Raw genomic sequence first — 22,887 nt, forward strand, 5'->3', positions numbered from 1 at the left:
ACGCCGGCTCAGGCGTCGAGGACCTGGCCCTCGCGCTTGACGACGGGGGGCTCGACGGACCACGGGAAGTTGATCCACTCGTCCGTCTTCTTCCAGACGTACTCGCACTTCACGAGGGAGTGGGACTTCTCGTAGATGACGGCGGAACGGACCTCGGCGACGTGGTCGATGCAGAAGTCGTGGACCAGCTTCAGCGTCTTGCCGGTGTCGGCGACGTCGTCGGTGATCAGGACCTTCTTGTCGGAGAAGTCGATCGCGTCCGGGACGGGCGCCAGCATGACCGGCATCTCCAGCGTCGTCCCGACGCCGGTGTAGAACTCCACGTTCACGAGGTGGATGTTCTTGCAGTCCAGCGCGTAGGCGAGCCCGCCGGCGACGAAGACGCCGCCCCGCGCGATGGACAGGACGATGTCGGGCTCGTACCCGTCGTCGGCGATGGTCTGGGCGAGCTCGCGGATCGCCGTCCCGAAGCCCTCGTACGTCAGGTTCTCGCGCACTTCACTCATGTCCGGCTCCCGCCTCACACCTGGGTCCGATGGAAGTTCATGTACGAGCGGGACGCCGTCGGCCCCCGCTGGCCCTGGTACCGGGAGCCGTACCGCTCGCTGCCGTACGGGAACTCGGCGGGCGAGCTCAGCCGGAACATGCACAGCTGCCCGATCTTCATCCCCGGCCACAGCTTGATGGGAAGCGTCGCGAGGTTCGACAGCTCCAGCGTCACGTGCCCCGAGAACCCCGGGTCGATGAACCCGGCGGTGGAGTGCGTGACGAGCCCGAGCCGCCCGAGGGAACTCTTCCCCTCCAGGCGCGACGCGATGTCGTCCGGCAGGGTGATGACCTCGTAGGTCGAGGCGAGCACGAACTCGCCCGGGTGCAGGATGAACGCCTCGTCGCCCTCCGGCTCCACCTCCCGCGTCAGATCGAGCTGCTCGATCGCGGGGTCGATGTGCGGGTAGCGGTGGTTCTCGAACACCCGGAAGAAGCGGTCGAGACGCACGTCGATGCTGGACGGCTGCACCATGGATTCGTCGTACGGGTCGATGCGCACCCGCCCGGCAGCGATCTCGGCCCGGATGTCCTTGTCTGAGAGAAGCACGCCCCCACGATACGCAGAGGGCGCGGACCTCCCCAATCGGGATCGGTTCCGCGCCCACTCGGTTCACCCAGCTCAGCGCTGCTGAACCTCCACCGGCACCGCATGCCTCAACCGCGCACACCGCGGGCACCGGATGAGCCGCCCGGGTCCGATCCGCCCGGCCCCGAGCTGCTGAAGCGGAAACGATGCGGTACTGAACACGTGCCCTTCGGCACAGCGGACGACGGTGCGCTCCACGGAACCCATCAAGTCCCTTCCCCTACACACATGCTGGACGAGACAGCCACATTAAGGGATCAACAGGACACGCTCCACGCGGCACTCCGACCCACAGGGGCGACACGAACTACGCCGCCCGTGGCGCATGGGGTACAGTGTGCAACGATGCGACCGGCTCATTTGGCCGCAATGCGGATGTAGTTTAATGGTAGAACATGAGCTTCCCAAGCTTATAGCGCGGGTTCGATTCCCGTCATCCGCTCTTCTACGAAGCCCCAGGTCAGAGACCTGGGGCTTCGTCGTTGTCCAGACCTCCCGGGGCTTTGCATCCGGGGCGTATCGGGTGACGCTCGGGGGCGTATCGATCCCGGAAGGACGAGCCGCAGGCACGGTGGGCTGTCCGCTGTCCGTCGTATCGTTCCGATGGCGGCGTGGTCGCCCGCACGTCGGGAACCTGAACCTGGGCACCCGCACGTCGCCTTCCGAACAGGAGCCGTCCTCTTGTCCTCGCCCGACTCCCCCGCGTCCACCGCGCGCGTGCTCCTCGTCGAGGACGACGACCTGATGCGCCGGGCGTTCGCCGTCGCCCTGGAGCGTTACGGCTACGACGTGCGGGCCGTCGCCGACGGCCTCGCCGGGCTCGAAGCCTTCCGTGAGCACGACTTCGACCTGCTGATCCTCGACGTGATGCTGCCCGGCCTCGACGGGATCGGGCTGTGCCGCAGGGTCCGGGAGACCAGCCTGGTGCCGGTCCTGATGATGTCCGCGCGCGGCGACGGTCTTGACGTGGTCGCCGGGCTTGAGGCCGGGGCGGACGACTACGTCGTCAAACCGGTGGAGACGTACGTCCTGGTGGCCCGGATGCGCTCGTTGCTGCGGCGTGCCACGTACGCGCCCGTGCCCGTGGCGGGACCCGATCGGGCCGGAGGCCGTCCGGCCGCGGGAGACGTGCTGGAGTTCGGGGACCTGCGGATCGACACCGCCGGCATGGAGGTCTTCCTCTCCGGCGAGCCGGTGGCGCTGACCCCGACGGAGCTCAAGCTCCTGCTGGAGTTCGCCGCCCACCCCGGCATCGTGCTGGAGCGGCACACGCTCCTGCGGAACGTGTGGGAGTACGGCTGGGACGGGGACAGCCGCGTCGTCGACCTGTGCGTGCAGCGGCTGCGCCGGAAGGTGGGCCGCGACCGGATCGAGACGGTCCGGGGCTTCGGATACAAGTTCCGGCGGTGACCGTGCGTCCCCTCCGCGGGCCCTGGGCGGGCCGCACCCCACTGCGCCGGAAGATCGCCGCGCTCGCCGCGGCCACGGCCCTCCTCGTCGTGGCGGCGGTCGGTGTCCTGGTGCACCTGTGGACCGCCCAGGACATCCGCAGCCGGGGCGAGGCACGGGCGCTGAACACCCTGTACCCCGCCATGGACGTCTACCGCCGCACCGGCGTCCTCACCGACGGCGCCGCGCTCGACCCCGCCGGCCTGCCCGCCGCGCTGCGGGACCCGGCCGACGGCACACGGCACCACGTGTACGACGGGCGCGTCGAGGGCAACGTCGGGCCGAGTGTCTGGGCGGCCCAGCGGACCGGCGGTCCGGGCAGCCCGGTCCTCGCCGTCCAGATCAACCTGGGCGCCGACCGTGCCAACCTGTCTCGCCTCGACGCGGCCATGGCGGTCGCCTCCGTCGTCGCGCTCGCGGGCGCCGTACCCCTGGCCGTCTACGGCGCGGGGCTCCTGTCCCGGAGACTGAGCCGGGTCGCCGAGACCGCCGCACGGATCTCCGCCGGAGACCTGGACGCCCGCACGGGGCCCACGAAGGGCCGTGACGAGGTCTCGGACATCGCCGCGACCGTCGACCGGATGGCCGACAGCCTCGCGCTGCGGCTGCGCACCGAGCGCCGGTTCACCGCGGACGTGGCCCACGAGCTGCGCACCCCCGTCGGAGGACTGCTCGCCGCCGTCGACCTCCTGCCGCCCGGCGAGACCGAGGACCTGCTGCGGGCGAGGGTGCGCGACCTGCGCGACCTCGTCGAGGACCTCCTTGAGATCTCCCGCCTGGACGCGGGCGCCGAGGAGGCGGTCCGCGTCCGGGTGCCGCTCGGCTCCGTGGTCGCCGAAGCCGTCTCCCGTACCGGTCTCGACGCGGAGATCACCGACGACGGCAGCGCGCGGACGGTGGAGACCGACCCGCGCCGCCTGGAACGGATCGTCGCCAACCTCGTCGTCAACGCCCACCGCCACGGAGCCGGCCCGGTCCGGGTCACCGTCGACGGACCGACGGTCGTCGTCCGTGACCACGGACCCGGCTTCCCGGACGACCTGCTGCTCCACGGCCCGCGCCGCTTCCACACCGGTGCCCGGGAACGCGGCTCGGGCCACGGCCTGGGGCTCACCATCGCCCTCGGCCAGGCCCGGGTCCTCGGCGCCGAACTGCTGCTGGCCAACGCACCGGACGGCGGGGCCGTCGCCACCCTGCGGCTGCCCGCGTGACGGAACGGCCGTCGGTGGTCGGTACGTGGTGGAGCGGCCACTGATACACGGCGGCCCACGGGCCGATACGTTCCTCCGTCACCCTTCGAAGGACACCACGTCCCGTACCGGATCCAGCTCGGGACCCGCTTCGAGGAGGCCACCGTGAACCCTTCCTTCCGCACCACCGCCCTGTCCCGCAGCGCCCTGGCCGCCGGCGCCCTCACCGCCGTCCTGTCCCTGCTGCTCGTCATCGGCGGACTCACCGCGAACACCGCGGCGGGCGAGACGGGACAGCCGGCCGGAGTGCTCGGCGTGATCGGGCTGTTCCTCGGCGGGACGCTCCTGGCCGTCGGCGCGCTCGCCCGCAGGGTCGTCCCGCTGGGCGAGCGCCGGTAGAGGCGCGCCCCTTCAGGGCCTCCCCGCCGCCGCCCGCGCCCCCGACGCGCGGACACCGCGGGGAGGCCCTTTCCCGTATCCGGCCCGCTACACGGTTGCCGCATGCCCGAGCGGACACCGATACACGGGGGCCCAGACCCCGATACGTTCCCCGGACACCCTTCACGTGCGCTTTCCGTACGAGAAGAGGAGCCCCATGACCGCCGACCTCCTGCCGCCGCACCCGACGACCGGCATCGCGGCCGCCACCACCGACCTGACGAAGGTCTACGGCAGCGGCGACACCCGCGTGGTCGCCCTGGACCGGGTCAGCGTCGCCTTCCGGGAGGGCGAGTTCACCGCGATCACGGGCCCGTCGGGCTGCGGAAAGTCCACCCTGCTGCACTGCGCCGCCGGACTCGACTCGCCCACGTCCGGGTCGGTACGCGTCGGCACCACCGAACTCGCCCGGCTCGGGGACCGGCAGCTCACGCAACTGCGCCGGGACCGCATCGGGTTCGTCTTCCAGGCGTTCAACCTGCTGCCGACGCTGACCGCCCTGGAGAACATCACCCTGCCGATGGACATCGCCGGCCGCCGCCCCGACCGCGCGTGGCTGGACCGGGTCGTCGCCATGGTGGGGCTCGCCGACCGGCTCGGGCACCGGCCCGCCGAGCTGTCCGGCGGCCAGCAGCAGCGCGTCGCCGTCGCCCGCGCCCTCGCCTCCCGCCCCGCGATCGTCTTCGGCGACGAGCCCACCGGCAACCTCGACTCGCGCTCCGGGGCCGAAGTCCTCGGCTTCCTGCGGGACTCGGTGCGCGAGCTGGGCCAGACCGTGGTCATGGTCACCCACGATCCCGTGGCCGCCGGTTACGCCGACCGCGTCGTGTTCCTCTCCGACGGGCGCCTCGTCGAGGAGATGGCCCGGCCCACCCCGGACCGCGTCCTCGACCTGATGAAGAGCCTGGGCGCCCGCTCCCACGACGGCTGAGCCGCGCCCGCGCCGCCTCCCTCTCCGTACCGACCCGACCGGGCCGCCCCGGCTCCCCCGTCCTCCCTCGGAAAGCCTTCACGACACATGCTGAGAACAACCCTGCGCAATCTCCTGGCCCACAGGGCCCGGCTGGCCATGACCGTCCTCGCCGTCTGCCTGGGCGTCGCGTTCGTCAGCGGCACCCTCGTCTTCGCGGACTCCACCTCCGCAGCCCACCGCGCCGCCGCGTCGAAGACCTTCGCCGGTATCGACGTCACCGTGACCGAGAAGGCCCCCGTACCCGGTACGGACTCCGGACCGCGGGCCGGTGTGCTCGACGACGCGCTCGTCGCCCAGCTGGCCCGGGTTCCCGGCGTCGCCGCCGTACGGCCGTCGGCCGACGGCTCGGCCACCCTGAACGCGGCGGACGGCAGCCCCCTGCGGGCCGGCCGGGCCTGGTCGAACCTGGCCGGCGCGTACGTACCGGACAAGGGCGGCGAGGACAGCCGCCATCCGCTGGCCGAGGGCCGCGCCCCCGCGCACAGCGGCGAGGTCGCCGTGGACGGCGGCACCGCCGCCGCGGGCGGTCTCCGGCTCGGCGACACGGTCACCCTGGCCACGGACGGCCCGGTCATGACCGCGCGCCTCGTCGGCATCGTGACCACGGACGACACCCGTGTCACCGCCGGCGGCACCCTCGTCCTCTTCGACAAGGCGACCGCGCAGAAGCTGTTCGCCACCCCCGGTCACTACACAGGCATCGACCTGACCGCCACGCCCGGCACCACCCCGTACGAACTCGCCGACCGGGTCACGGCCGTGCTGCCCGCGGACCGTGCCGAGGCCACCACGGGCCAGGCCCAGGCCGCCCAGCAGGCCATCCTCGTCGACACCCTGACCCGCGGCTACGAGAAGGTCCCGATGGTCTTCGCCGGGGTCTCGCTCTTCATCGGCTCGTTCCTCATCGTCAACACCTTCACCATGCTGGTGAAGCGGCGCACCCGCGAGACCGCGCTGCTCCGGGCGATCGGCGCCTCACGGCGTCAGGTGTCGCGCTCCGTCCTCCTGGAGGCCCTGGTGGTCGGCCTGGCCTCCTCGGTGGCCGGCTTCCTGCTCGGGCTCGGCATCGCGGCCTTTCTGCCCCACGCCCTCGGCGGTGACAGCGCCCTGCCCAGCGGCCCCCTGGTGATCGGCCCGCGCTCGGTCGTGGCGGCGCTCGGCGTGGGCGTCGGCGTCACCGTGCTTGCCGCGTGGCTGCCCTCCCGCCTGGCCGCCAGGACCTCGCCCATGGAGGCGCTGCGCACGGCCGAACAGCCTTCTCCGGCACGGCGGTTCCGACTGCGCGGCGCGGTGGGCCTCGTCCTCCTCGCACTCGGCGCCGGCTGGCTGATCTCCCTCGGCGGCGCGAAGGACGCCTCGGAGGAGAACCTGCGCGCCGCGATGGCGGGCTGCGGCCTGTTCGCCGCCGGCCTGATCGTGCTCGCGCCGGTGATCGCCGCCCCGGTGATCCGGCTGACGGGGCGGCTGACCGGGCGCTTCGGCGTCACCGGCCGCCTCGCCTGGGAGAACGCCCTGCGCGATCCGCGCCGCACGGCGGCCACCGCCGCCACCCTGCTGATCAGCACCGGCCTCGTCACCGGCCTCGCCGTCATCGGACACTCCACCGGCCAGGCCCTCGATCGCCAGGCCACGGCCGGGCTCGGCGCCGACTACGTCGTCAGCACCCGCTCCACCATGACGGGCATCGACCCGGCCGCCGTACGACGGCTGACCGACACCCCCGGCGTGCGCGCCGCGCACCCGATCACCGACTCCACCCTGTTCACCGGCACCGGCGTCCGGCAGATCTCCGGCGTCGACCCCGCCACCGTGCGCGACACCATGAAGCTCGACTTCGTCTCCGGCTCCGCCGATGACCTGGCACCGGGCCGGATCGCCGTCTCCGCCACCCTCGCCCGGGAGAGCGGAGTGACCACCGGCGGCCTGTTGAGCGTCGAGATGGGCCGCGCGGGGAAGCCCACCTCGTACCAGGTCGTGGGCGTCTACCAGGACAACCCCATCGCCCACGACGCACTCGGCAGCCGCGGCGAGGTCGCGGCCGACAGCTTCCTGCCCGGCTCCGTCCAGCGCGTACTCCTGCGCACCGACGGCCCGGCGACGGCCGCACTGGAGAAGCGGCTGCGCACCGCCGTCGGCAACAACCCCCTCCTCACCGTGCAGGACCGCGACCAGCTCGTCCGCGAGGCCGCCGGCACCATGGGCGACCTGCTGAACGTGATGTACGGCATGCTCGGCATCGGCGTCGTCATCAGCGCCCTCGGCATCGTGAACACGCTGGCCATGTCGGTCGCCGAACGCACCCGCGAGATCGGTGCCCTGCGCGCGCTCGGCCTGGACCGCGCCGGAGTCCGCCGCATGATCCGCCTGGAGGCCCTGACCGTCGCCGGTTTCGGCACCCTCCTCGGCCTGGCGGGCGGCCTGTTCGGCGCCTGGGCGGTCGGCTCCCTCGCCGACGGCGCCATCGACCAGTACACCTTGGCCCTGCCCTGGGGCACCCTGCTCCTGGTGTGCCTGCTCTCGCTCGCGGTCGGCGTCCTCGCGGCCGCCGTCCCGGCCCGCCGGGCAGCCGCCCTGAGCCCTCTGGAGGCGGCCGCGCACGCCTGACGTCCGGCACGGGCTCGCGGCAGCCGGTGCCAGACCGGATCGCGCCGCCCCCGGCGTGCCCCAGGCGTGCCCTCCGGAGCGGTGAACTACGGTCACCAGCGGTGTCGAGCAGGCCGCCGCACACCCGCATCAGCGAGAGAAATACCAGTTCAGAGGCGGTTAGTGGTCCGAGCGACGGTGATTCCCAAGCTTATGGCGCGGGTTCGATTCCCGTCATCCGCTCTTTCATGAAGCCCCAGGTCGGAGACCTGGGGCTTCGTCGTTGTCCGGACCGCTCACGTGCGACGATCCGGAAGGGCGGCCTCGGCGGAGTGCATGCGCTGGGGCCGTTGTGACGACCGCCGCCACCGCAGGCGGTCGACCGCGTCGCTTCCGAGGCGCTGCGCTCGGAGTACACGAATACCTGCGCTCGCGGCCTGAGAATTTAACGACCATCGCAGAGAGAGTTTTTACCGGCGATGCACAGGGAGAAATATCAGACGCACACAGCCTGCGGCAACATGCTACTGTCGAACTCAGTTGCAGTTTTGGTACCCAAAACTTCAAGCGTCTCTCGCCGGCCGCGCGCCGAACGGAAGCGCTTTGTATTCCCGGTCACTTTCCGGTCAGGGCATCATCGCGGCGACACGGCGTCCGTACGGTACGGATTCCGTCGTACTGTGACGCGTCAGCCTCAGGCGGAGACGATGTTCTCGGCCGTCGGGCCCTTCTAGCCCTGCTCGATGTCGAAGGTGACCTTCTGGCCCTCCTGGAGCTCGCGGAAGCCCTGGGAGGCTCCAGCTGGACTCATTTCTCAGGCCTTTTACGCGAACCTGAGCCGCCCTCATTCCTTTCGCTCGCCCGCTTGCGCGCCGACAGTCATTCGACCCGGTTAAAGCCGCTTGCTTTTGCATTCCATTCGGCCCGTGCCTGTGATTCCCAATGCCGTTCATCCGCTGCCGGAATTCCTCGATACGCGCTGCATCAAGGAAGGTTCTGCATGAACCCCACACGCACGAACAACCGTTCCTCCCGCACCCGCCGCAACGGCGGTCACGCGTACGGCTCCACCACAGGTTCGCCCCGGAGCAGCCGCTTCGCTTCGTCCGCGCCGAGCCGTTCGGGCGCTCCGAGCCGCTCCGACGGTCACAGCCGTCGACCTGGAGCGGTGCAGGGAGAATTCGCACCACCGAAGACGATCACTCCGGCGCTGCCCGCCGTCGAGGCCTTCGCCGACCTCGCCCTGGACCAGCGCCTTCTGGCCGCGCTCACCGCACAGGGCGTGTCCGTCCCGTTCCCGATCCAGGGCGCAACGCTGCCGAACTCCCTGGCCGGCCGTGACGTCCTCGGCCGCGGCCGGACCGGCTCCGGCAAGACCCTCGCCTTCGGTCTCGCCCTGCTGGCCCGCACCGCCGGACAGGCCGCCGAGCCCCGTCAGCCGCTCGCCCTGGTCCTCGTCCCCACCCGGGAACTCGCCCAGCAGGTCACCGACGCCCTCACGCCCTACGCCCGCGCCGTGAAGCTGCGCCTGGCCACCGTCGTCGGCGGCATGCCGATCCGCCGGCAGGCGAACGCGCTGCGCGGGGGCATCGAAGTCGTCGTGGCCACCCCCGGTCGCCTCAAGGACCTCATCGACCGCGGTGACTGCCGACTGGACCGGGTCTCGATCACCGTCCTGGACGAGGCCGACCAGATGGCCGACATGGGCTTCATGCCGCAGGTCACCGCGCTGCTCGACCAGGTCCGCCCCGAGGGTCAGCGCATGCTGTTCTCCGCGACGCTGGACCGCAACGTCGACCTCCTGGTCCGCCGCTACCTCACCAATCCCGTCGTCCACTCCGTGGACCCCTCGCAGGGCGCCGTCAGCACGATGGAGCACCACGTCCTCCATGTGCACGGTGCCGACAAGCACCGGCTGACGACCGAGATCGCGGCGCGCGAGGGTCGGGTGATCATGTTCCTGGACACCAAGCACGCCGTGGACCGCCTCACCCAGGACCTCCTCGACAGCGGTGTCCGGGCAGCCGCCCTCCACGGCGGGAAGTCACAGCCGCAGCGCACCCGCACCCTCGCCCAGTTCAAGACCGGGCACGTCACCGTCCTCGTCGCGACGAACGTCGCCGCGCGCGGCATCCACGTCGACCACCTCGACCTCGTCGTCAACGTCGACCCGCCGACCGACCACAAGGACTACCTCCACCGCGGCGGCCGTACCGCCCGGGCCGGTGAGTCCGGCAGCGTCGTCACCCTGGTCACCGCCGGCCAGCGCCGCGACATGACCCGCCTCATGACCACCGCCGGCATCGTGCCCCAGACCACCCAGGTCCGCTCGGGCGAGGAGGCGCTCGCCCGGATCACCGGCGCGCGGACCCCGTCCGGCATCCCCGTGACAATCACCGCTCCGCCCGCCGAGCAACGCAAGCGCAGGGCGACCTCGCGAGGTCGACGCGGTCCCGCCACGGCAGCGAGGCGCGCCGGCGCACGGCGTTCCGCCGCCGGCGCGGCGGCCTGAGCCACACCGACCGGCTACGGCTGCGCGAGCGGGACCACCCCCTTCCGCCGCATCCTTCCCCGGGCCACCGTGCCCGTCCGCGGGCTCGACCCGATCCGGCACGCCTCCGCGCTGCTCGGCTCCCCCGCGGCGGCTTGATCGCCACCCACGGGCGAACGTGAGCCGGCACCCGAACAGCCGAGAGGGCCCGACCGGCACACGTCGGTCGGGCCCTCTCGCATATCGGTGGGCGGTGTCCGCGATCGAGACGCGGTGCATCCAGCCCGCCTCCGGGTTCCCCACCGTGCCCTGAAGGATCCGCGCCATGCGGAAGTGCAGACAGGCGGGCGGCCCGTCCCCCCGGCGTCGTGGCGGTGAAGACCCCCTGGTCTCTGGATCGCCCTGCCCGTTCCTTCCTGTCCGCTGCATCTGCCCCGGCATGGGGCGGTCGGTCCCCTGTGAACGCGCCGTACCCGCGCCCATCACTGTTCGAGGTCGATTACCTCGCCACCCGACGCCCAAAAATCTATATTGGCCAGAGTAGACATTGGGTGTCGGCGTCGCTATGGTTTCTCTCGTACCCAGAGAGACAGAAGGGCTCGGCAGAGACGAACTGCCGAGCAGCAGCACCTTCAGTTGCAGTACGCAGGACGGTGCGGCCGTGGAGTTTCGAAGCCATGTTGGTTGCAGGACGGCGACGGGACTGACGGCCGGACCGGGTGGCCCGCAGTGATCAGGGGCCGCCAGGAGCGGGACCGCGGTCATGGCAGATGCGGTACCCGTGCGTGCAGTACGCAGTACCCGGCAGTGAAGAGTGAGCAGTACCCCGATGGCAGGAAGTTGATCACCGAGGGAAGGACGGAGGAACGAAGCACCATAAGGATCGCCCGGACGAAGCTCCTGAGTCCGGGTACCGCAGGACATCGATAGCGAGGTGGTCTCCGGTCAAGCAACCGCGATCCCCGCACTCCCGACAGCAGCCAGGTCGGGTCTGCGGACACAGAAGGCCGACGCAGTATCAGGGTCGGCACGTGGTGTAGAAGTTCCTTCGGGGCCCTGGTGCCGTACGGCGCCAGGGCCCCTCAACGCGTTCCATGAGAGAGGTGCAGATGACAGCAGACGACTCCTACGGCCGACTCGACGACGACGACTACCCCGCCTACACCATGGGCCGCGCGGCCGAGATGCTCGGCACCAGCCAGAGCTTCCTCCGCGCCATCGGCGAAGCGCGCCTCATCACCCCGCTCCGCTCCGAGGGCGGCCACCGCCGCTACTCCCGCTACCAGCTGCGCATCGCCGCCCGCGCCCGCGAACTCGTCGACCAGGGCACCCCCATCGAGGCCGCCTGCCGCATCATCGTCCTGGAAGACCAGCTCGAAGAAGCCCAGCGCATCAACGCCGAATACCGCCGCGCCGCCGAAACGGCCGACCCGCCGGCCTCGGCCTGAGACGGTGCCCGCTCGCCGTACCTCGGCGGGCCCCCGCACCGAGGCGGGCACCTCCTCTGGTGCCGGGGTGTCCGACGTGTGCCGATCTTGTGGCCGCCGGGGTCCACCACGGCCTGGCTGCGCCACTCGCGGATGTCCGCCGTCTCGGTCATGCCTCTTCTCCGTCCTCGGTCGTCGGTGGAGGAAGCGTGGCGACGAGGAGCTCGGCGGCCTGGGTGATGTTGTCGGCGTGGACCGCGCGGGCCATGGCCGTGCGGGCGGCGTCGGGTTCCGTGTCCGGCGGGACCACCATCAGCGCGAAGTGGTCCTTGTCGCCGCGGGTGATCAGGACGGTGTCGTCGCCGACGGGGAAGGAGTCGAGGTGGACGACCCGTTCGTCGATGACCAGCCGGGTCGGAATCCCGTCCCACGCGGTCGCGTCCAGGCCGACCCGGGTGACGGGTCCGAGGTGTTCGGTCAGGACGGACACCAGCGCGGGAACCTCCTGCTCCACGTCGCGCGTGCGCGGCCACCACGCACCGTCGAGGACGCCCTGCCGGGAGTGCGTCGTCTCCAGCCGGAGCAGAGCCGTGCCGGGGCGTACCGCCTGGTGGATCTCGTCCGGCAGGAGCAACGGGGGCGGGATGTCGGAGTCGGCCATGGTGGATCCGCTCGTCAGTGAGGTGCCGCGGGCCCGCCACGGTGCTCCCGAGGGGGCGGCAGGCCGCCGACGGGGTGACGGTGGCGTCCTTTCACGGTAACCCCTGCGCCCGTACGCCCGCCCGTCGCCGCACGCCCGTTCGCACGAACCGGAAGTAGTTCCCCCTATCAGGCAGGAAACGGACTGATCGGACGTACGCTGGAGGTACCGGAAGTACTTCGAGCACCAGCTTCCACGCAGGTGTCATTTCCGGGGAACACGAAAAACCGGGCTGCCGACGGGCAGCCCGGGGGCAGGTCCGCCATGACCACCGTCCTCGACAGGGAAGCGAACCGCGCCCTCACCCCAGGACTTCCGGCCCGCTTGTCGCTCACTCCGAAGACCACGCTCGCCGGTCGGCTCGACGGCGCCTGGTGGCCCCGTTCACGCGATCTGGCAGCAGAGTTGCCGGCGCTGGTCGACACCCTCGAAGCACGCCGGGACCGCATCACCCGTGTCCTGGTGAACCCCCGCCACTGGCCCGTCGTCCCGCACAAGGTCGCCGTCACGGGCCACGTCCTGCACGTGGGCTGGTTCACCGAGCAGGACCCGGACAAGGTCATCCTGTTGTCCTACACGACCGGCCGCTGCGACCTGCTCGTGATTCCGCCCGAGACCGAACCCGCCTCCGCGGCACGGCTGATGGCCGCTGCCGCGCTCTCCGGCAGCGTTCTCACCGCGGGCGCGCTGATGTCCGGCGAGGCCGCGGCCGGCCGCCGTATGCGGGAGGCGCGGAGCAGCGAAGAAGCCTGGGAGAGCGAGGGCGGGGCCGTCCCGGCGCCCCGGCCTCACCCGGCGGCGCGCCCCGTCGTGGGCGCGCGGATGATTCCTCTGCCGGGGTACATGCGGGTGACGACATGGAGATCGTGATCACGCTCCTGGCCGGCGCGTTTCTGATCGCGCTCGGCACACGCCTGATCCACCGGCTGAACGCCCAGCACGACGCACGCATAGCGGCCCACCACTTCGGCGACCCCTACCCCTCCCTCAGCCGTCCCCCCGGTCACAGCAACCCCAGGCCGCCCGAACGGATCGCCGATCGTCGGCCTACGGGCACCTGGCCCTGACCTGCCTGACCCCAGACCACTCCTCCGGCCGAAGGCCGCGGGTGGGGCACCCGACCCCAGGGACGACCCACCCGCCGGCCTCTCGCCTTCGTCCCGAACGGAGCACGCCGTCTTGCACCCCACCGAGAACGAGTCCCTGCCGCAGGGGAGTTACGCCGAGATCCGTATCGTCTCCGCCACGCCCGAGGCCGCCCGCGCGGTCGCCGAAGTGATCCGCCGGTGCTTCGCCGGGGCGGAACAGCGCAGCTACCCCGCGCCGGGCGGCGGCACACGGCTCCACCTCACCGTCGACACCGAGACCGCCGCCGGACCCGCCCGCACCTGGCTCGCCACCAGCAGACCGCCCACCGGCAACGGCCATCACCCCGAGGAACCCTGACCGGGCCCACTCCATGAGCGGCAGCGGTACGGCCCTGTGTGGCGTGACCTGCCACCGAGGAGCATCCTGGAGGCCACATCGCTGGTGCGGGCCGCTCCGGTCCCCGGTGGCTGCGCGGGCGCGGCATCCGCCCCGTACGGCAGGACCGGGCGAGGTCATCGCCGCTCGGTTGGAGGCAACGGGATGGCCCTCGGACGGCTCGGGAAACCCGATCGCTCGGAGAGCTTCGGGGAGGGACTCCTGGGAACGGTCCTGGACCGGGCGCACGAGCTGCCGCCCGACCGGGTCGGGCTGGTCGTCGCCGAGACGGTGAGCCGACTGGGGGGCAGGAACCCGCAGATCCTGCTCCAGGACTACGGGCAGGACTGGCTGGTGCCCCTGGCTGCCGAAGGGCTGACGGGCGGGGAGCCGCTGTCCATCGACGGCTCCGACGCCGGCAGGTGTTTCCTCACGTCGCGCCCGGTCGAGCTGGCGCGGGCCGACGGGGTACGCGTCCACCTCCCCCTGCTCGACGGCGGCGATCGGGCCGGCGTCCTGGCCGTCACCCTGGACGCGGTCGACGAGGACGACCGCCGGCTCCTGCGCAGGATCGCGGGGCTGGTCGCCGACCTGCTGCAGACCAAGAACGGTCACACCGACCTCTTCTTCCGCACCCGCCGCGACGAGCCGATGAGCGTTGCCGCGGAGATCCAGTGGTCGCTCCTGCCGCCGCTGACCATGACCATGCCGCGCGTCGCCGTCGCCGGAGTCCTGGAGCCCGCGTACGACGTGGCCGGCGACAGCTTCGACTACGCCCTGAACGGCGATGTCCTCCACCTCGCCATGATCGACGCCATGGGGCACGGCCTCGACGCGGCCACCATGGCCACCGTCGCCATCGGCGCGTACCGGCACGCCCGCCGCATCAGCGTCGAGCTGTCCGAGATCTACCTCTTCATGGACCGGGCCATCGCCGAGCAGTTCGCCCCCGACCACTTCGTCACCGCGCAGATGCTGCGGCTGGACACGGCCACCGGCCGTCTCCAGTGGGTCAACGCGGGACACCCCGCCCCCATGCTGATCCGTGAACACCGCGTCATGGGCCGCCTGGACAGCCCCACCACCCTGCCCGTCGGATTCGGAGGAGCACAGCCGCAGGTCAGCAGTGTGAGGCTCGAACCCGGGGACCGCGTCCTCTGCTTCACCGACGGCCTGATCGAGGAGCACGAGAGCGGGCAGGATCAGTTCGGCGAGGACCAGCTGATCGACTGGGTGAACCAGCTGGAGAAGGCGGACCGAGGAGTCCGCGCGGTGGCACGGGACCTGTCCCACACGCTGAAGCGGGCGCGCGGCGAAGCCACCTCGGACGACGCCACTCTCGTCCTGGTGGAGTGGCGTGGCTGATCCGCCGCCGTGCCGGCGGCGAAGATCCGCTCGTGAACGAAGGCCCTGGTCGGAGACCAGGGCCTTCGTCGTCGTCCCGGCCGTCGGCACGACCGGGATCCGGTCAGAACTCCAGCACCTCGCGGTCGAGCGGGTACCGCGCACGGTGAGGGCCGTCGTGCGGCGAGGGCGTGATCGGCAGGACGCCGGTCGGCTGGGTGCCCAGGTTGTCGTCCCAGAGGCGGGGTTCGACCTGTCCGACCACGCGGAACTCCCGGAAGGTGAACGGGGGGCTGTCGGTCGGGAAGAACTCGGCCGTGGTCATCACCTGGAAGTGCAGGTGCGGCGTGGTCGAGTTGCCGCTGTTGCCGATCAGCCCGAGAACCCGGCCGGGTTCGACGTGGTCGCCTTCCCGGACCTTGGGCGAGCCGGGCTTCAGGTGGGCGTAGAGCAGATAGCGGCCCGGCGCGACCTCCACGGTGACGTGGTTGCCGACGGTCTCCTCGATCGGCGGGACCGGCGGGGTGACGGGCGGCGTGTTGTCCGGGATCCCGTCCTGGACCTCCACCACCCTGCCGCCGGCCGCGGCGACGACCGGCTGCCGGTAGCTCAGGTAGCTGGTGAGCCGCGTGGGGTCGCCTTCCCAGGTCCGGCCCCGCTCTCCGACCCGGTACCAGTCGATCGCGAAGCGCTGCGGCACGTAGAAGCGGCCGTTGATCGGGCCGAGGCCGCGCCGGTGGTGGGTGTTCCCGCAGCACGACTCGCTGGAGTACCAGGTGCCGGGGCGTACCGGCGCGTCCAGGTTCATCGGCGCGGTGCGGCCGGTCGGGGTGACCTGGACCGTCTCCTCGAAGGGGGAGGAACCGGAGGCGGTGACGACGGCACCCGAGAGACGGTGTTCGAGGACCTTGGGCACCCGCTGACCGCGGTCGAGGGCCAGGTCGAGCCAGATGACCCACTGCTGGGAGCCCGGGATGACGGTCGGCGTCGGCCCCGGGGGCGCCGGGGTGTACCCGTCCGCACCCGGCAGGGGATCACCCACGGGGTTGGCGGCATCGGCCAGCGCCTGGCCGCTCAGCGAGCCCACCACCCGGTGTGTGCGGGCGTCCCGGACCTCGACGCGGTCGAGGCGCACCCGCGTGCTGCTGGGCAGTGCGTTCGTGGTGAGCAGTTCGTACGAGAGGTGCGTCCTGCCGTCCGTGGCGGGGAACGGCGTCGGTTCGGTCATCACCGCCGCCGTCAACGGCGTGAACTGCGGGCCGGCTCCCGGGCCGGATGCGTCGGTCCCGTATCCGGGTGCCGTCGAGGCGGTCAGCATGCAGGCCGCGAGCACGGCGGTCACGAGCCCGCGACGTAGCGGGCTCCTGCCGGTGCGGTTGCGGGGGTCGCGCTCTGCCATGGTGCTCTTCCAGTGGTCGGGTCCCGGGCCGTGAAGGGCACCGGCACGCCCCGCGCCGAGGCGCATGCCCTTGTGTAACCCGGCGACGCGCCGCTGCGAGCCGAGGGCACCGGAGCCACGGCCGAACTGCACCCGTCCAGCCTCATCGACCGGCGAGCCCGGGTCACGGGCCGAGCCGCCCAGGACGTTTGCGACCTGGGGCTTCGTCGTGGCCGCCCAGGCGACGGCGGGGAGGGCCAGTCCGAGGGTGGCGGTGCGGCCGTAGTGGACCCGGCCCCGGATGAGCGTGGGCACCGTCTCGACCGTGACGCCGAAGCGGGGCGGGTACCAGAGGTTCCACGCCCCGCGGGATCGCGGGGCGGGGGCGGCCGTCAGCCCAGGGCGAGCCAGCGGATGCCGAGCCGTTCGACCCGCAGGGCCTCCGCTTCGTCGAGCGGCTCCCGGCCGGTGGCCCTGCGCAGGAAGTCGGCACGGCTCCACCCGAGGTCGTCGGCCGCCGTGGCGTGCTCCGCGCCGAGGAGCAGCTCCGTCACGGCGTCACCGGCCGCCGGGGTGAGCCAGGCCTCACGTCCGAGCGCGTCGGCCAGGTCGAGTCCGTGGACGGCGACTTCCACGACGCGCGTGCGGAGGAACTCCGACAGGAGCATGGCATCGCCGTGGCGCGTCCGCACGGTCCGGCCGTCCGGCTGGGCCCGGCACAGCCGGTCGGCCCGCCGCCACGTCGCGGCGAAGTCCTCGGCGCACGCGGCGCCGTCCGCCGGCCGCGCCGCACGGTCCTGGGCCAGGGCGATCCGCCTGCCGTTGGTCCGCGCCGAGAAGCGGTCGTCGGGGCGGTAGTAGTCCACCGCGGAGATCTCCGCGGCCGAGGGTGCCGGTGCGTCCAGCATCGCCGGGAGCCAGTCGATCACCACGCACACGTGCCCGAGCAGCTCGCGTACGGACCAGGGGGCGCAGCGCGTCGGGAGGTCCCACTCGGCCTCGGACAGTCCGGCCACGGCGTCGGTGAGGGCGTCGCATTCCCGCCGGAAGGCTTCGAGCACCCGGTGGTGGTCCGCTCCGTGCCGCTCCCCGCGCGTCCGCCGTTCGGCGGTGACGGGACGGAGGGTGATCTCATCCGGCATGGAACGGCTCCAGATCCTCTCGGCCGCGGGGATCGGACACCCCGCAACGGCCGCACGGACAACGACGCTTCTCGCTTCGCACTTCTCTGATCATCGACACGCGCGCCGGACCGGTCCCGGTTGCGGTCCGCCGGAGCCGATAGGTTCCCCGCCATGACCGAACCCGGAACCTCCGCGGGGCCGCCCGCCCCGATACCGACACCGACACCGACCGGGCGGCCCGTGCTCCCCCCGTCCGAGGCCCGGGACCCCGCGGGGTCCGGCGCCGTGGGCGAGATCGTGCTGATGGCGGACCCCAGGGTCGCCGCCGTCCCCGTGGCCGAGTCCGGCGAACGCCTCGTCGACGTCCGCCACGACGGCCGCCTGCTCGTCGACACCCGCAAGCAGGACCCGGCGGACGCCTTCGCCCATCTGCGGGAGGGCGTGCTGGCGCGGCTGGTCACGGCCCAGACGCTGCTTCCGGCGGGCCTGCGGCTGCTGTTCGTCGAGGGCTACCGGCCCCCTTCCCTCCAGCGGCGGTACTTCGAGGAGTACGCCGGTGAGCTGCGCGCCGCCCATCCCGAATGGTCCGCCGACCGGATCCACTCGGCGGCGAGCCGGTACGTGTCGCCCCCCGACATCGCCCCGCACAGCGCCGGCGCGGCCGTCGACCTCACCCTCGCCGATGCCGACGGACACGAACTGGACCTGGGCACGCGCATGAACGCGGACCCGGAGGAGAGCGCCGGCGCCTGCTACACCCACGCCCCCGGCATCGGCGAGGAGGCCCGCGCCCACCGCGAGCTGCTGGGCGGCGTCCTCACGGCCGCGGGGCTGGTGAACTACCCCACGGAGTGGTGGCACTGGTCCTTCGGCGACCGCTACTGGGCCTTGGCCACAGGACAGCCCACGGCCCTCTACGGCCCGAAGGAACTCGACCCCGCACGGAACCGCTGACCGGCCTCCCCTCCGCCGCCGGCGCCCTCACGCTCCCGTTCGGGTGGTCAGGGTGGTCAGCCGGCGGGGCGGGGTGGGGGCGGTCGGGTGGGTGGTGGCCAGGGAGGACAGGTGGTGGGGGGTGGGGAGGGGGAGGTCCTGGAGGTGGAGGGGGGTGGGGAACCGGGGGTGGGTCAGGAGGGGGGTCGTGGTGTCGAGGGAGGCGAACGGGGTGGCCAGACCGTGGCCGGTGAGCTTGGTGGCCGCCTCCTTGCGGGTCCACAGGCGGGTGAAGGCCGTCGGGCGGTCGGGGGGCGGGGTGGCCGCCAGGAGCTCGCGTTCCGGGGCGGTGAGGGATTTCGCCGCCAGGCGGGGGGAGGGCGGGGCGGTGGGGAGTTCCTCCATGTCGACGCCCACCAGGCCCCGCGTCACCACGGCGATCAGGATCCAGTGGGCGGTGTGCGCCACCGAGTAGTCCAGGGGGGTCGCCGTGAGCCAGCGCGGGCGGCCGTGGTCGGCGCCGCAGTGGTGGCAGGTGCGGTCGATGCGCACCCGAGGGGGCGGGGTTCCCGTGTAGTGGCCGGCCAGGAGGCGTTGGGACGCCCGGGACGTCGTGTAGGTGTCGCGTCGCGGGCCGGGGGGCAGGGCGGACGCCCGGGCCGCCTCCTCGGGGGCGAGGAGGCGGGGCCAGTCGCGGGGCGGGCGGGTCGGGGTCAGCCAGAGGTGGCACTCACCGGGGGCTGGGAGCACGCTCGGGGCCTTCGGCGGGGGTGGGGGTGGCGGACGTCCGGGTCTTCCAGTGGCGGACCAGGGCCAGGGACGCCAGGTAGATCACCAGGCCGTCCAGGAGGTGCCACAGGAAGTGGGTGCCCAGCGGGAAGTCGGAGCAGACGGACTCGTCGGCCGTACGGGCAAGCAGCGCGCCGGTGAAGGACGCGGTGGCGAGGGCGAACGTGCCCGCGTGGGTGCGGAGTTCGGGGCGGGGCGAGGTGCGCAGGACCACGGTCAGGGCCGCGAGGAGGAGCAGCACCGGGACGTACGTGCCCGACTTGTTGGGGACGTACGGGCCCACGACGACGATGAACGCGGCCAGGAAGGCGATGAACGCGAGCACGCCCAGGAAGGCGCGGGAGCGGGACAGGCCGTGGAACCAGTGCAGGTAACTGCCCAGGAACCACAGGACGAAGAGCGCGATCGGCGCGACGTCGAGGACCTGCGCCCAGCGGGTGCCGAGGGTGTGGAAGGCGAAGCTGCCCAGGCTGATGGAGGCCGCGAGCGGCACCGTGAAGGCGATGCTCACCGGGGCCTTCCGGCCGGCCGGGTCGGCGCGGTGGCCGGCCAGCATCCGCCAGATCGCCCACGCGGCGACGGCGAAGGAGAGGTTGCTCAGCGCGTTGACGGGTTCGGCCCAGAAGGCGGCCGAGGCCCGTTCGCAGTACTGGTCCACGTGCTCGTACAGGTTCATCGTCCGATTCCTACGGTCTCGTCGGCCGTCGCATGGGTGAGGGGGGCGGAGGCGGGGGCGGGAAGGGGGGCCTCTTCGGGAGGCGGCGGGGCGGCGGCGAGGAGGGGGCCGGCCATCGCCGTGGTCACGACGGCCATGACGACCATCATCGAGTAGACGGTCCCGTCGATCAGGCCGAGTTCGAGGCCGACGGAGAGGATGACGATCTCCGTGAGGCCGCGGACGTTCATGAGGATCGAGAGCGGCAGCGCCGACCGGTGTTCCAGGCCGGAGAGGCGGGCCCCCGCGTACACGCCGGCCGCCTTCGCCGCCACGGCGACGGTCAGCAGGGTGAGGAGCGTGACGAGGGTGGAGGCGCCGAAGCCGTCCAGGCTCACCTTCGCGCCCGCCACCACGAAGTACAGCGGCAGCAGCAGCGTCCCGGCCTGGTCCGCCGTGTGGATCAGGCGGTCGCGGAGCTTCTCCAGGCCGGCCCGCGGCATGACCGCGCCGAAGGCGAAGGCGCCGAAGATGTAGTGGACGCCCATCCACTCGGTGGCCGCGCACGACAGCAGCAGCCCGGAGACCAGGAGCGGGAAGAGCGTCGCCGGCGCCGACGGCCGCTCGGCCCAGTGGGTCAGCACCCGCTTCAGCAGGGGGCGTACGGCGCAGAGGAGGAGCAGGACGTAGACCGGCAGCAGGGCGATCCGCCACTGCTCGCCGCCGGCGGTCAGCGCGGCCACGGCGGCCAGGCCCACCCAGGCGACCAGGTCGCCGACGGCCGCGGCCGCCAGGGCGAGGCCGCCGAGGGGGCCGTTGGTGAGGCCGCGGTCGGCGAGGATCCTCGCCAGGACGGGGAAGGCCGTGACGGACATGGCGATGCCCAGGAAGAGCACGAAGCCGGTGTGGGAGCCGGGGGCGTACCGGGCGGCGAGCGGCAGCGCGACCAGGACGCCGACGACCAGTGGCACCAGGACCGAGCCGACGGCGACGCCGAGGGCGGCGCGCCGGCGGCCGCGCAGCAGGGTGTGCTCCAGCTCGTAGCCCACGACGAACATGAAGAGGGCGAGGCCCACCGCGGCGAGCGCCGAGAGGAGCGGCGCCACGTCCTTCGGGATCAGGACGGCGCGTACGGACTCGGGCAGGACCAGCGGGCCGCACAGGACACCGGCGACGATCTCGCCGACCACCGGCGGCTGCCGCACGGCGCGGGCGAGCGCGCCGAACAGCTTGGCCACCGCCAGGAGCGCGGCGAGGCTGAAGAACAGGTGGACCGTGGTCTGGCCCGTCATGGGGTCACCGCCAGGGAGGGAGAGGCTGAACCGTCCGGCTGCCGGGGCGGCGGGCTCGAACGGACGATCAGTGAGGCGGCGAGCGCCCCGAGGAGCAGGAGCCCGGCGGGCAGGTACACCGTCTCGGCGAGGGCGGCGCTCAGCGCGGGACCGGCGGAGCCTCCGGGCTCCCCCGACGCCGCCGCGCCGTCCGTCAGGCCCTCCGTCAGGCCGTGGGCGGCCAGCCGGGAGGCCAGGACGGCGCTGATCGCGGCGCTGCCGAGGACGGAACCCACCTGCCGGAGGGCGTTGTACGCGCCCGAGCCCGCGCCTGCCCGGTCGGCCGGGAGCCGCAGGGTGGCGGCCACGGCCAGCGACGGCCAGATGCAGGCGTTGGCGAGCCCGGCGAGGGCCGCGCCGGCCAGGAACCAGCCGAGCGGCAGGTCGAGGGTCATGAGCGCCGCGAACGCGGCGAGGGAGGCGGCGAACAGCACGAGCCCGACGAGGGGCACCGTGCGCGGGTGGAGGCGGTCGCCGAACAGGCCGACGAGGGGGACGAAGACGATGGCGGCCACGGCCATCGGCGCGAGCACGGCACCCGCCCCCGTCCCGGACAGCGCGCGGGCCTCCTCCAGGTACAGGTACAGCGGCACCATCACGGCCGTCACCGCCGCCGCGGCGAGGGCGACCGCCAGCGAGGCGGCGACGAAGGTCCGGTCGCGGAAGATGCCGAGCGGCAGCAGCGGATCGGCCTTGGTGCGGGTCTGGTGGACCACGAACAGGGCCAGGACGGCGAGCCCGGCGGCCGTCGCGGCCCAGGTCCAGGCGGTCCAGCCGCGGCTGCCGCCCTCCTGCAGGCCGAGGACGAGCGCGGCCATGCCGACGGTGCTGAGGACCAGGCCGACGGTGTCGAAGCGGTGCGGGCGGGTGGGCAGCACGGGCACGTACCGGACGGCCAGCGCGAGGCCGACCAGTCCGATCGGGAGGTTGGCGTGGAAGATCCACTCCCAGCCGGCCCGGTCCACGACCAGGCCGCCGAGGAGCGGGCCGAGGAGGTTGGCCAGTCCGGCGACCGCGCCCCACACGCTCATCGCGGCGGCGCGCCGCTCCGGCGGGAAGGTGCGGCTGATCACGGCCATCGTCTGCGGGGTCAGCAGCGCGGCGCCGACGCCCTGGACGGCGCGGGCCGCGATCAGCGTCCCGATGTCCTGCGACAGGCCGCACCACAGGGACGCGCCGGTGAACACGGCGAGTCCGGCGAGGTAGACGGGCTTGGGGCCGAAGCGGTCGCCGAGGCGGCCGGCGGGCAGCAGCAGGGCGGCGAAGGTGAGGAGGTAGGAGCTGGTCGCCCAGACCAGGGACGTGACGTCGGCGCGCAGGCTCGCCATGATCGCCGGGTTCGCCACGGAGACGACGGTCATGTCCAGGATGACCAGGAAGTAGCCGACGCAGAGCGCCGCCAGCGCCGGCCAGGGACGGGGTGGAGCGGACACGGGCAGTCCTCACGGGGCGGGGCGGGGCGGGCGGGCGGGACGAGCGGGAC

General features: G+C 72.6%; 21 protein-coding genes, 1 tRNA gene and 1 pseudogene. 13 read left to right on the top strand and 10 right to left on the bottom strand.

Annotation, left to right across the window (positions count from 1 at the left end; genetic code table 11):
* Nucleotides 1–8: 8 nt before the first annotated feature.
* The gene (locus tag ABZ621_RS10270) at nt 9–506 is read right to left on the bottom strand and encodes a phosphoribosyltransferase (protein ID WP_360602676.1); all 498 of its coding nucleotides are present in this window, start codon (nt 504–506) and stop codon (nt 9–11) included.
* A gap of 14 nt (nt 507–520) precedes the next feature.
* Nucleotides 521–1,096 carry a dCTP deaminase gene (gene dcd / locus ABZ621_RS10275; protein WP_360602678.1) on the bottom strand — a complete coding sequence of 192 codons (576 nt, stop codon included), beginning with the start codon at nt 1,094–1,096 and terminating at the stop codon, nt 521–523.
* A gap of 410 nt (nt 1,097–1,506) precedes the next feature.
* Here dcd and ABZ621_RS10280 point away from each other — a divergent pair.
* From ABZ621_RS10280 to ABZ621_RS10305, 6 genes are all read left to right on the top strand, one after another.
* Nucleotides 1,507–1,577: transfer RNA gene (locus ABZ621_RS10280), tRNA-Gly, on the top strand.
* A gap of 239 nt (nt 1,578–1,816) precedes the next feature.
* Nucleotides 1,817–2,545 (top strand): two-component system response regulator CseB, encoded by a 729-nt coding sequence (gene cseB / locus ABZ621_RS10285; protein ID WP_360602680.1) that lies wholly within the window; start codon nt 1,817–1,819, stop codon nt 2,543–2,545.
* Nucleotides 2,542–3,795, top strand: a complete 1,254-nt coding sequence (locus tag ABZ621_RS10290) for a HAMP domain-containing sensor histidine kinase (protein ID WP_360602682.1) — start codon at nt 2,542–2,544, stop codon at nt 3,793–3,795. The genes cseB and ABZ621_RS10290 overlap by 4 nt, the downstream gene beginning before the upstream one ends.
* A gap of 144 nt (nt 3,796–3,939) precedes the next feature.
* Complete coding sequence (locus tag ABZ621_RS10295) at nt 3,940–4,173, top strand: hypothetical protein (RefSeq protein ID WP_360602684.1); 234 nt, start codon at nt 3,940–3,942, stop codon at nt 4,171–4,173.
* 196 nt (nt 4,174–4,369) lie between these two features.
* Entirely contained in the window at nt 4,370–5,143 is a 774-nt protein-coding gene (locus ABZ621_RS10300) for an ABC transporter ATP-binding protein (RefSeq protein ID WP_360602686.1), read from the top strand.
* 87 nt (nt 5,144–5,230) lie between these two features.
* Nucleotides 5,231–7,789 (top strand): FtsX-like permease family protein, encoded by a 2,559-nt coding sequence (locus ABZ621_RS10305; RefSeq protein ID WP_360602688.1) that lies wholly within the window; start codon nt 5,231–5,233, stop codon nt 7,787–7,789.
* Nucleotides 7,790–8,498: 709 nt separating this feature from the next.
* Here ABZ621_RS10305 and ABZ621_RS10310 read toward each other — a convergent pair.
* Nucleotides 8,499–8,564: pseudogene (locus ABZ621_RS10310) on the bottom strand (cold shock domain protein CspD); the annotation flags it as partial.
* A 204-nt stretch (nt 8,565–8,768) separates the two neighbouring features.
* Here ABZ621_RS10310 and ABZ621_RS10315 point away from each other — a divergent pair.
* Together ABZ621_RS10315 and ABZ621_RS10320 are read left to right on the top strand one after the other, a co-directional pair.
* The gene (locus ABZ621_RS10315) at nt 8,769–10,280 is read left to right on the top strand and encodes a DEAD/DEAH box helicase (protein WP_360602690.1); all 1,512 of its coding nucleotides are present in this window, start codon (nt 8,769–8,771) and stop codon (nt 10,278–10,280) included.
* A gap of 1,088 nt (nt 10,281–11,368) precedes the next feature.
* Nucleotides 11,369–11,707 carry a MerR family transcriptional regulator gene (locus ABZ621_RS10320; protein ID WP_033202319.1) on the top strand — a complete coding sequence of 113 codons (339 nt, stop codon included), beginning with the start codon at nt 11,369–11,371 and terminating at the stop codon, nt 11,705–11,707.
* Between the two features lie 148 nt (nt 11,708–11,855).
* Here the strand turns inward: ABZ621_RS10320 and ABZ621_RS10325 are convergent, their stop codons facing one another.
* Complete coding sequence (locus tag ABZ621_RS10325; protein WP_360602692.1) at nt 11,856–12,347, bottom strand: DUF5994 family protein; 492 nt, start codon at nt 12,345–12,347, stop codon at nt 11,856–11,858.
* 303 nt (nt 12,348–12,650) lie between these two features.
* Between ABZ621_RS10325 and ABZ621_RS10330 the strand changes: the two genes are divergently transcribed.
* From ABZ621_RS10330 to ABZ621_RS10345, 4 genes are all read left to right on the top strand, one after another.
* Nucleotides 12,651–13,256, top strand: coding sequence for a DUF5994 family protein (locus ABZ621_RS10330; RefSeq protein ID WP_360602694.1), 606 nt, complete (start codon nt 12,651–12,653; stop codon nt 13,254–13,256).
* A complete protein-coding gene (locus ABZ621_RS10335) occupies nt 13,244–13,453 on the top strand; it encodes a hypothetical protein (protein WP_360602695.1) in 210 nt (69 codons plus the stop codon). The genes ABZ621_RS10330 and ABZ621_RS10335 overlap by 13 nt, the downstream gene beginning before the upstream one ends.
* A gap of 112 nt (nt 13,454–13,565) precedes the next feature.
* Nucleotides 13,566–13,832 (top strand): hypothetical protein, encoded by a 267-nt coding sequence (locus ABZ621_RS10340; protein ID WP_360602697.1) that lies wholly within the window; start codon nt 13,566–13,568, stop codon nt 13,830–13,832.
* Between the two features lie 183 nt (nt 13,833–14,015).
* Nucleotides 14,016–15,215: a GAF domain-containing SpoIIE family protein phosphatase gene (locus ABZ621_RS10345; protein ID WP_360602699.1), complete on the top strand. Its 1,200-nt coding sequence runs from the start codon at nt 14,016–14,018 to the stop codon at nt 15,213–15,215.
* Between the two features lie 103 nt (nt 15,216–15,318).
* Here the strand turns inward: ABZ621_RS10345 and ABZ621_RS10350 are convergent, their stop codons facing one another.
* Together ABZ621_RS10350 and ABZ621_RS10355 are read right to left on the bottom strand one after the other, a co-directional pair.
* Nucleotides 15,319–16,887, bottom strand: coding sequence for a M23 family metallopeptidase (locus tag ABZ621_RS10350; protein ID WP_360602701.1), 1,569 nt, complete (start codon nt 16,885–16,887; stop codon nt 15,319–15,321).
* A 77-nt stretch (nt 16,888–16,964) separates the two neighbouring features.
* Nucleotides 16,965–17,714 carry a maleylpyruvate isomerase family mycothiol-dependent enzyme gene (locus ABZ621_RS10355; protein ID WP_360602703.1) on the bottom strand — a complete coding sequence of 250 codons (750 nt, stop codon included), beginning with the start codon at nt 17,712–17,714 and terminating at the stop codon, nt 16,965–16,967.
* A 267-nt stretch (nt 17,715–17,981) separates the two neighbouring features.
* Between ABZ621_RS10355 and ABZ621_RS10360 the strand changes: the two genes are divergently transcribed.
* Nucleotides 17,982–18,650, top strand: coding sequence for a M15 family metallopeptidase (locus ABZ621_RS10360; protein WP_360603009.1), 669 nt, complete (start codon nt 17,982–17,984; stop codon nt 18,648–18,650).
* A gap of 27 nt (nt 18,651–18,677) precedes the next feature.
* On the opposite strand, the gene ABZ621_RS10365 is transcribed toward ABZ621_RS10360, so the two are convergent.
* Genes ABZ621_RS10365 through ABZ621_RS10380 form a run of 4 tightly spaced genes read right to left on the bottom strand, consistent with a single transcriptional unit; the run spans nt 18,678 to nt 22,837 of the window.
* Nucleotides 18,678–19,379, bottom strand: coding sequence for a 4'-phosphopantetheinyl transferase superfamily protein (locus ABZ621_RS10365; RefSeq protein WP_360602705.1), 702 nt, complete (start codon nt 19,377–19,379; stop codon nt 18,678–18,680).
* Nucleotides 19,360–20,094 carry a ceramidase domain-containing protein gene (locus tag ABZ621_RS10370; protein ID WP_360602707.1) on the bottom strand — a complete coding sequence of 245 codons (735 nt, stop codon included), beginning with the start codon at nt 20,092–20,094 and terminating at the stop codon, nt 19,360–19,362. Before ABZ621_RS10370 ends, ABZ621_RS10365 begins: the two co-directional genes overlap by 20 nt.
* A complete protein-coding gene (locus ABZ621_RS10375) occupies nt 20,091–21,365 on the bottom strand; it encodes a cation:proton antiporter (protein ID WP_360602709.1) in 1,275 nt (424 codons plus the stop codon). The genes ABZ621_RS10370 and ABZ621_RS10375 overlap by 4 nt, the downstream gene beginning before the upstream one ends.
* Nucleotides 21,362–22,837: a DHA2 family efflux MFS transporter permease subunit gene (locus ABZ621_RS10380; RefSeq protein ID WP_360602711.1), complete on the bottom strand. Its 1,476-nt coding sequence runs from the start codon at nt 22,835–22,837 to the stop codon at nt 21,362–21,364. The genes ABZ621_RS10375 and ABZ621_RS10380 overlap by 4 nt, the downstream gene beginning before the upstream one ends.
* Between the last annotated feature and the right edge of the window lie 50 nt (nt 22,838–22,887).

The sequence above is a fragment of the Streptomyces sp. NPDC007863 genome (genome assembly GCF_040633895.1).
Classification (GTDB): domain Bacteria; phylum Actinomycetota; class Actinomycetes; order Streptomycetales; family Streptomycetaceae; genus Streptomyces.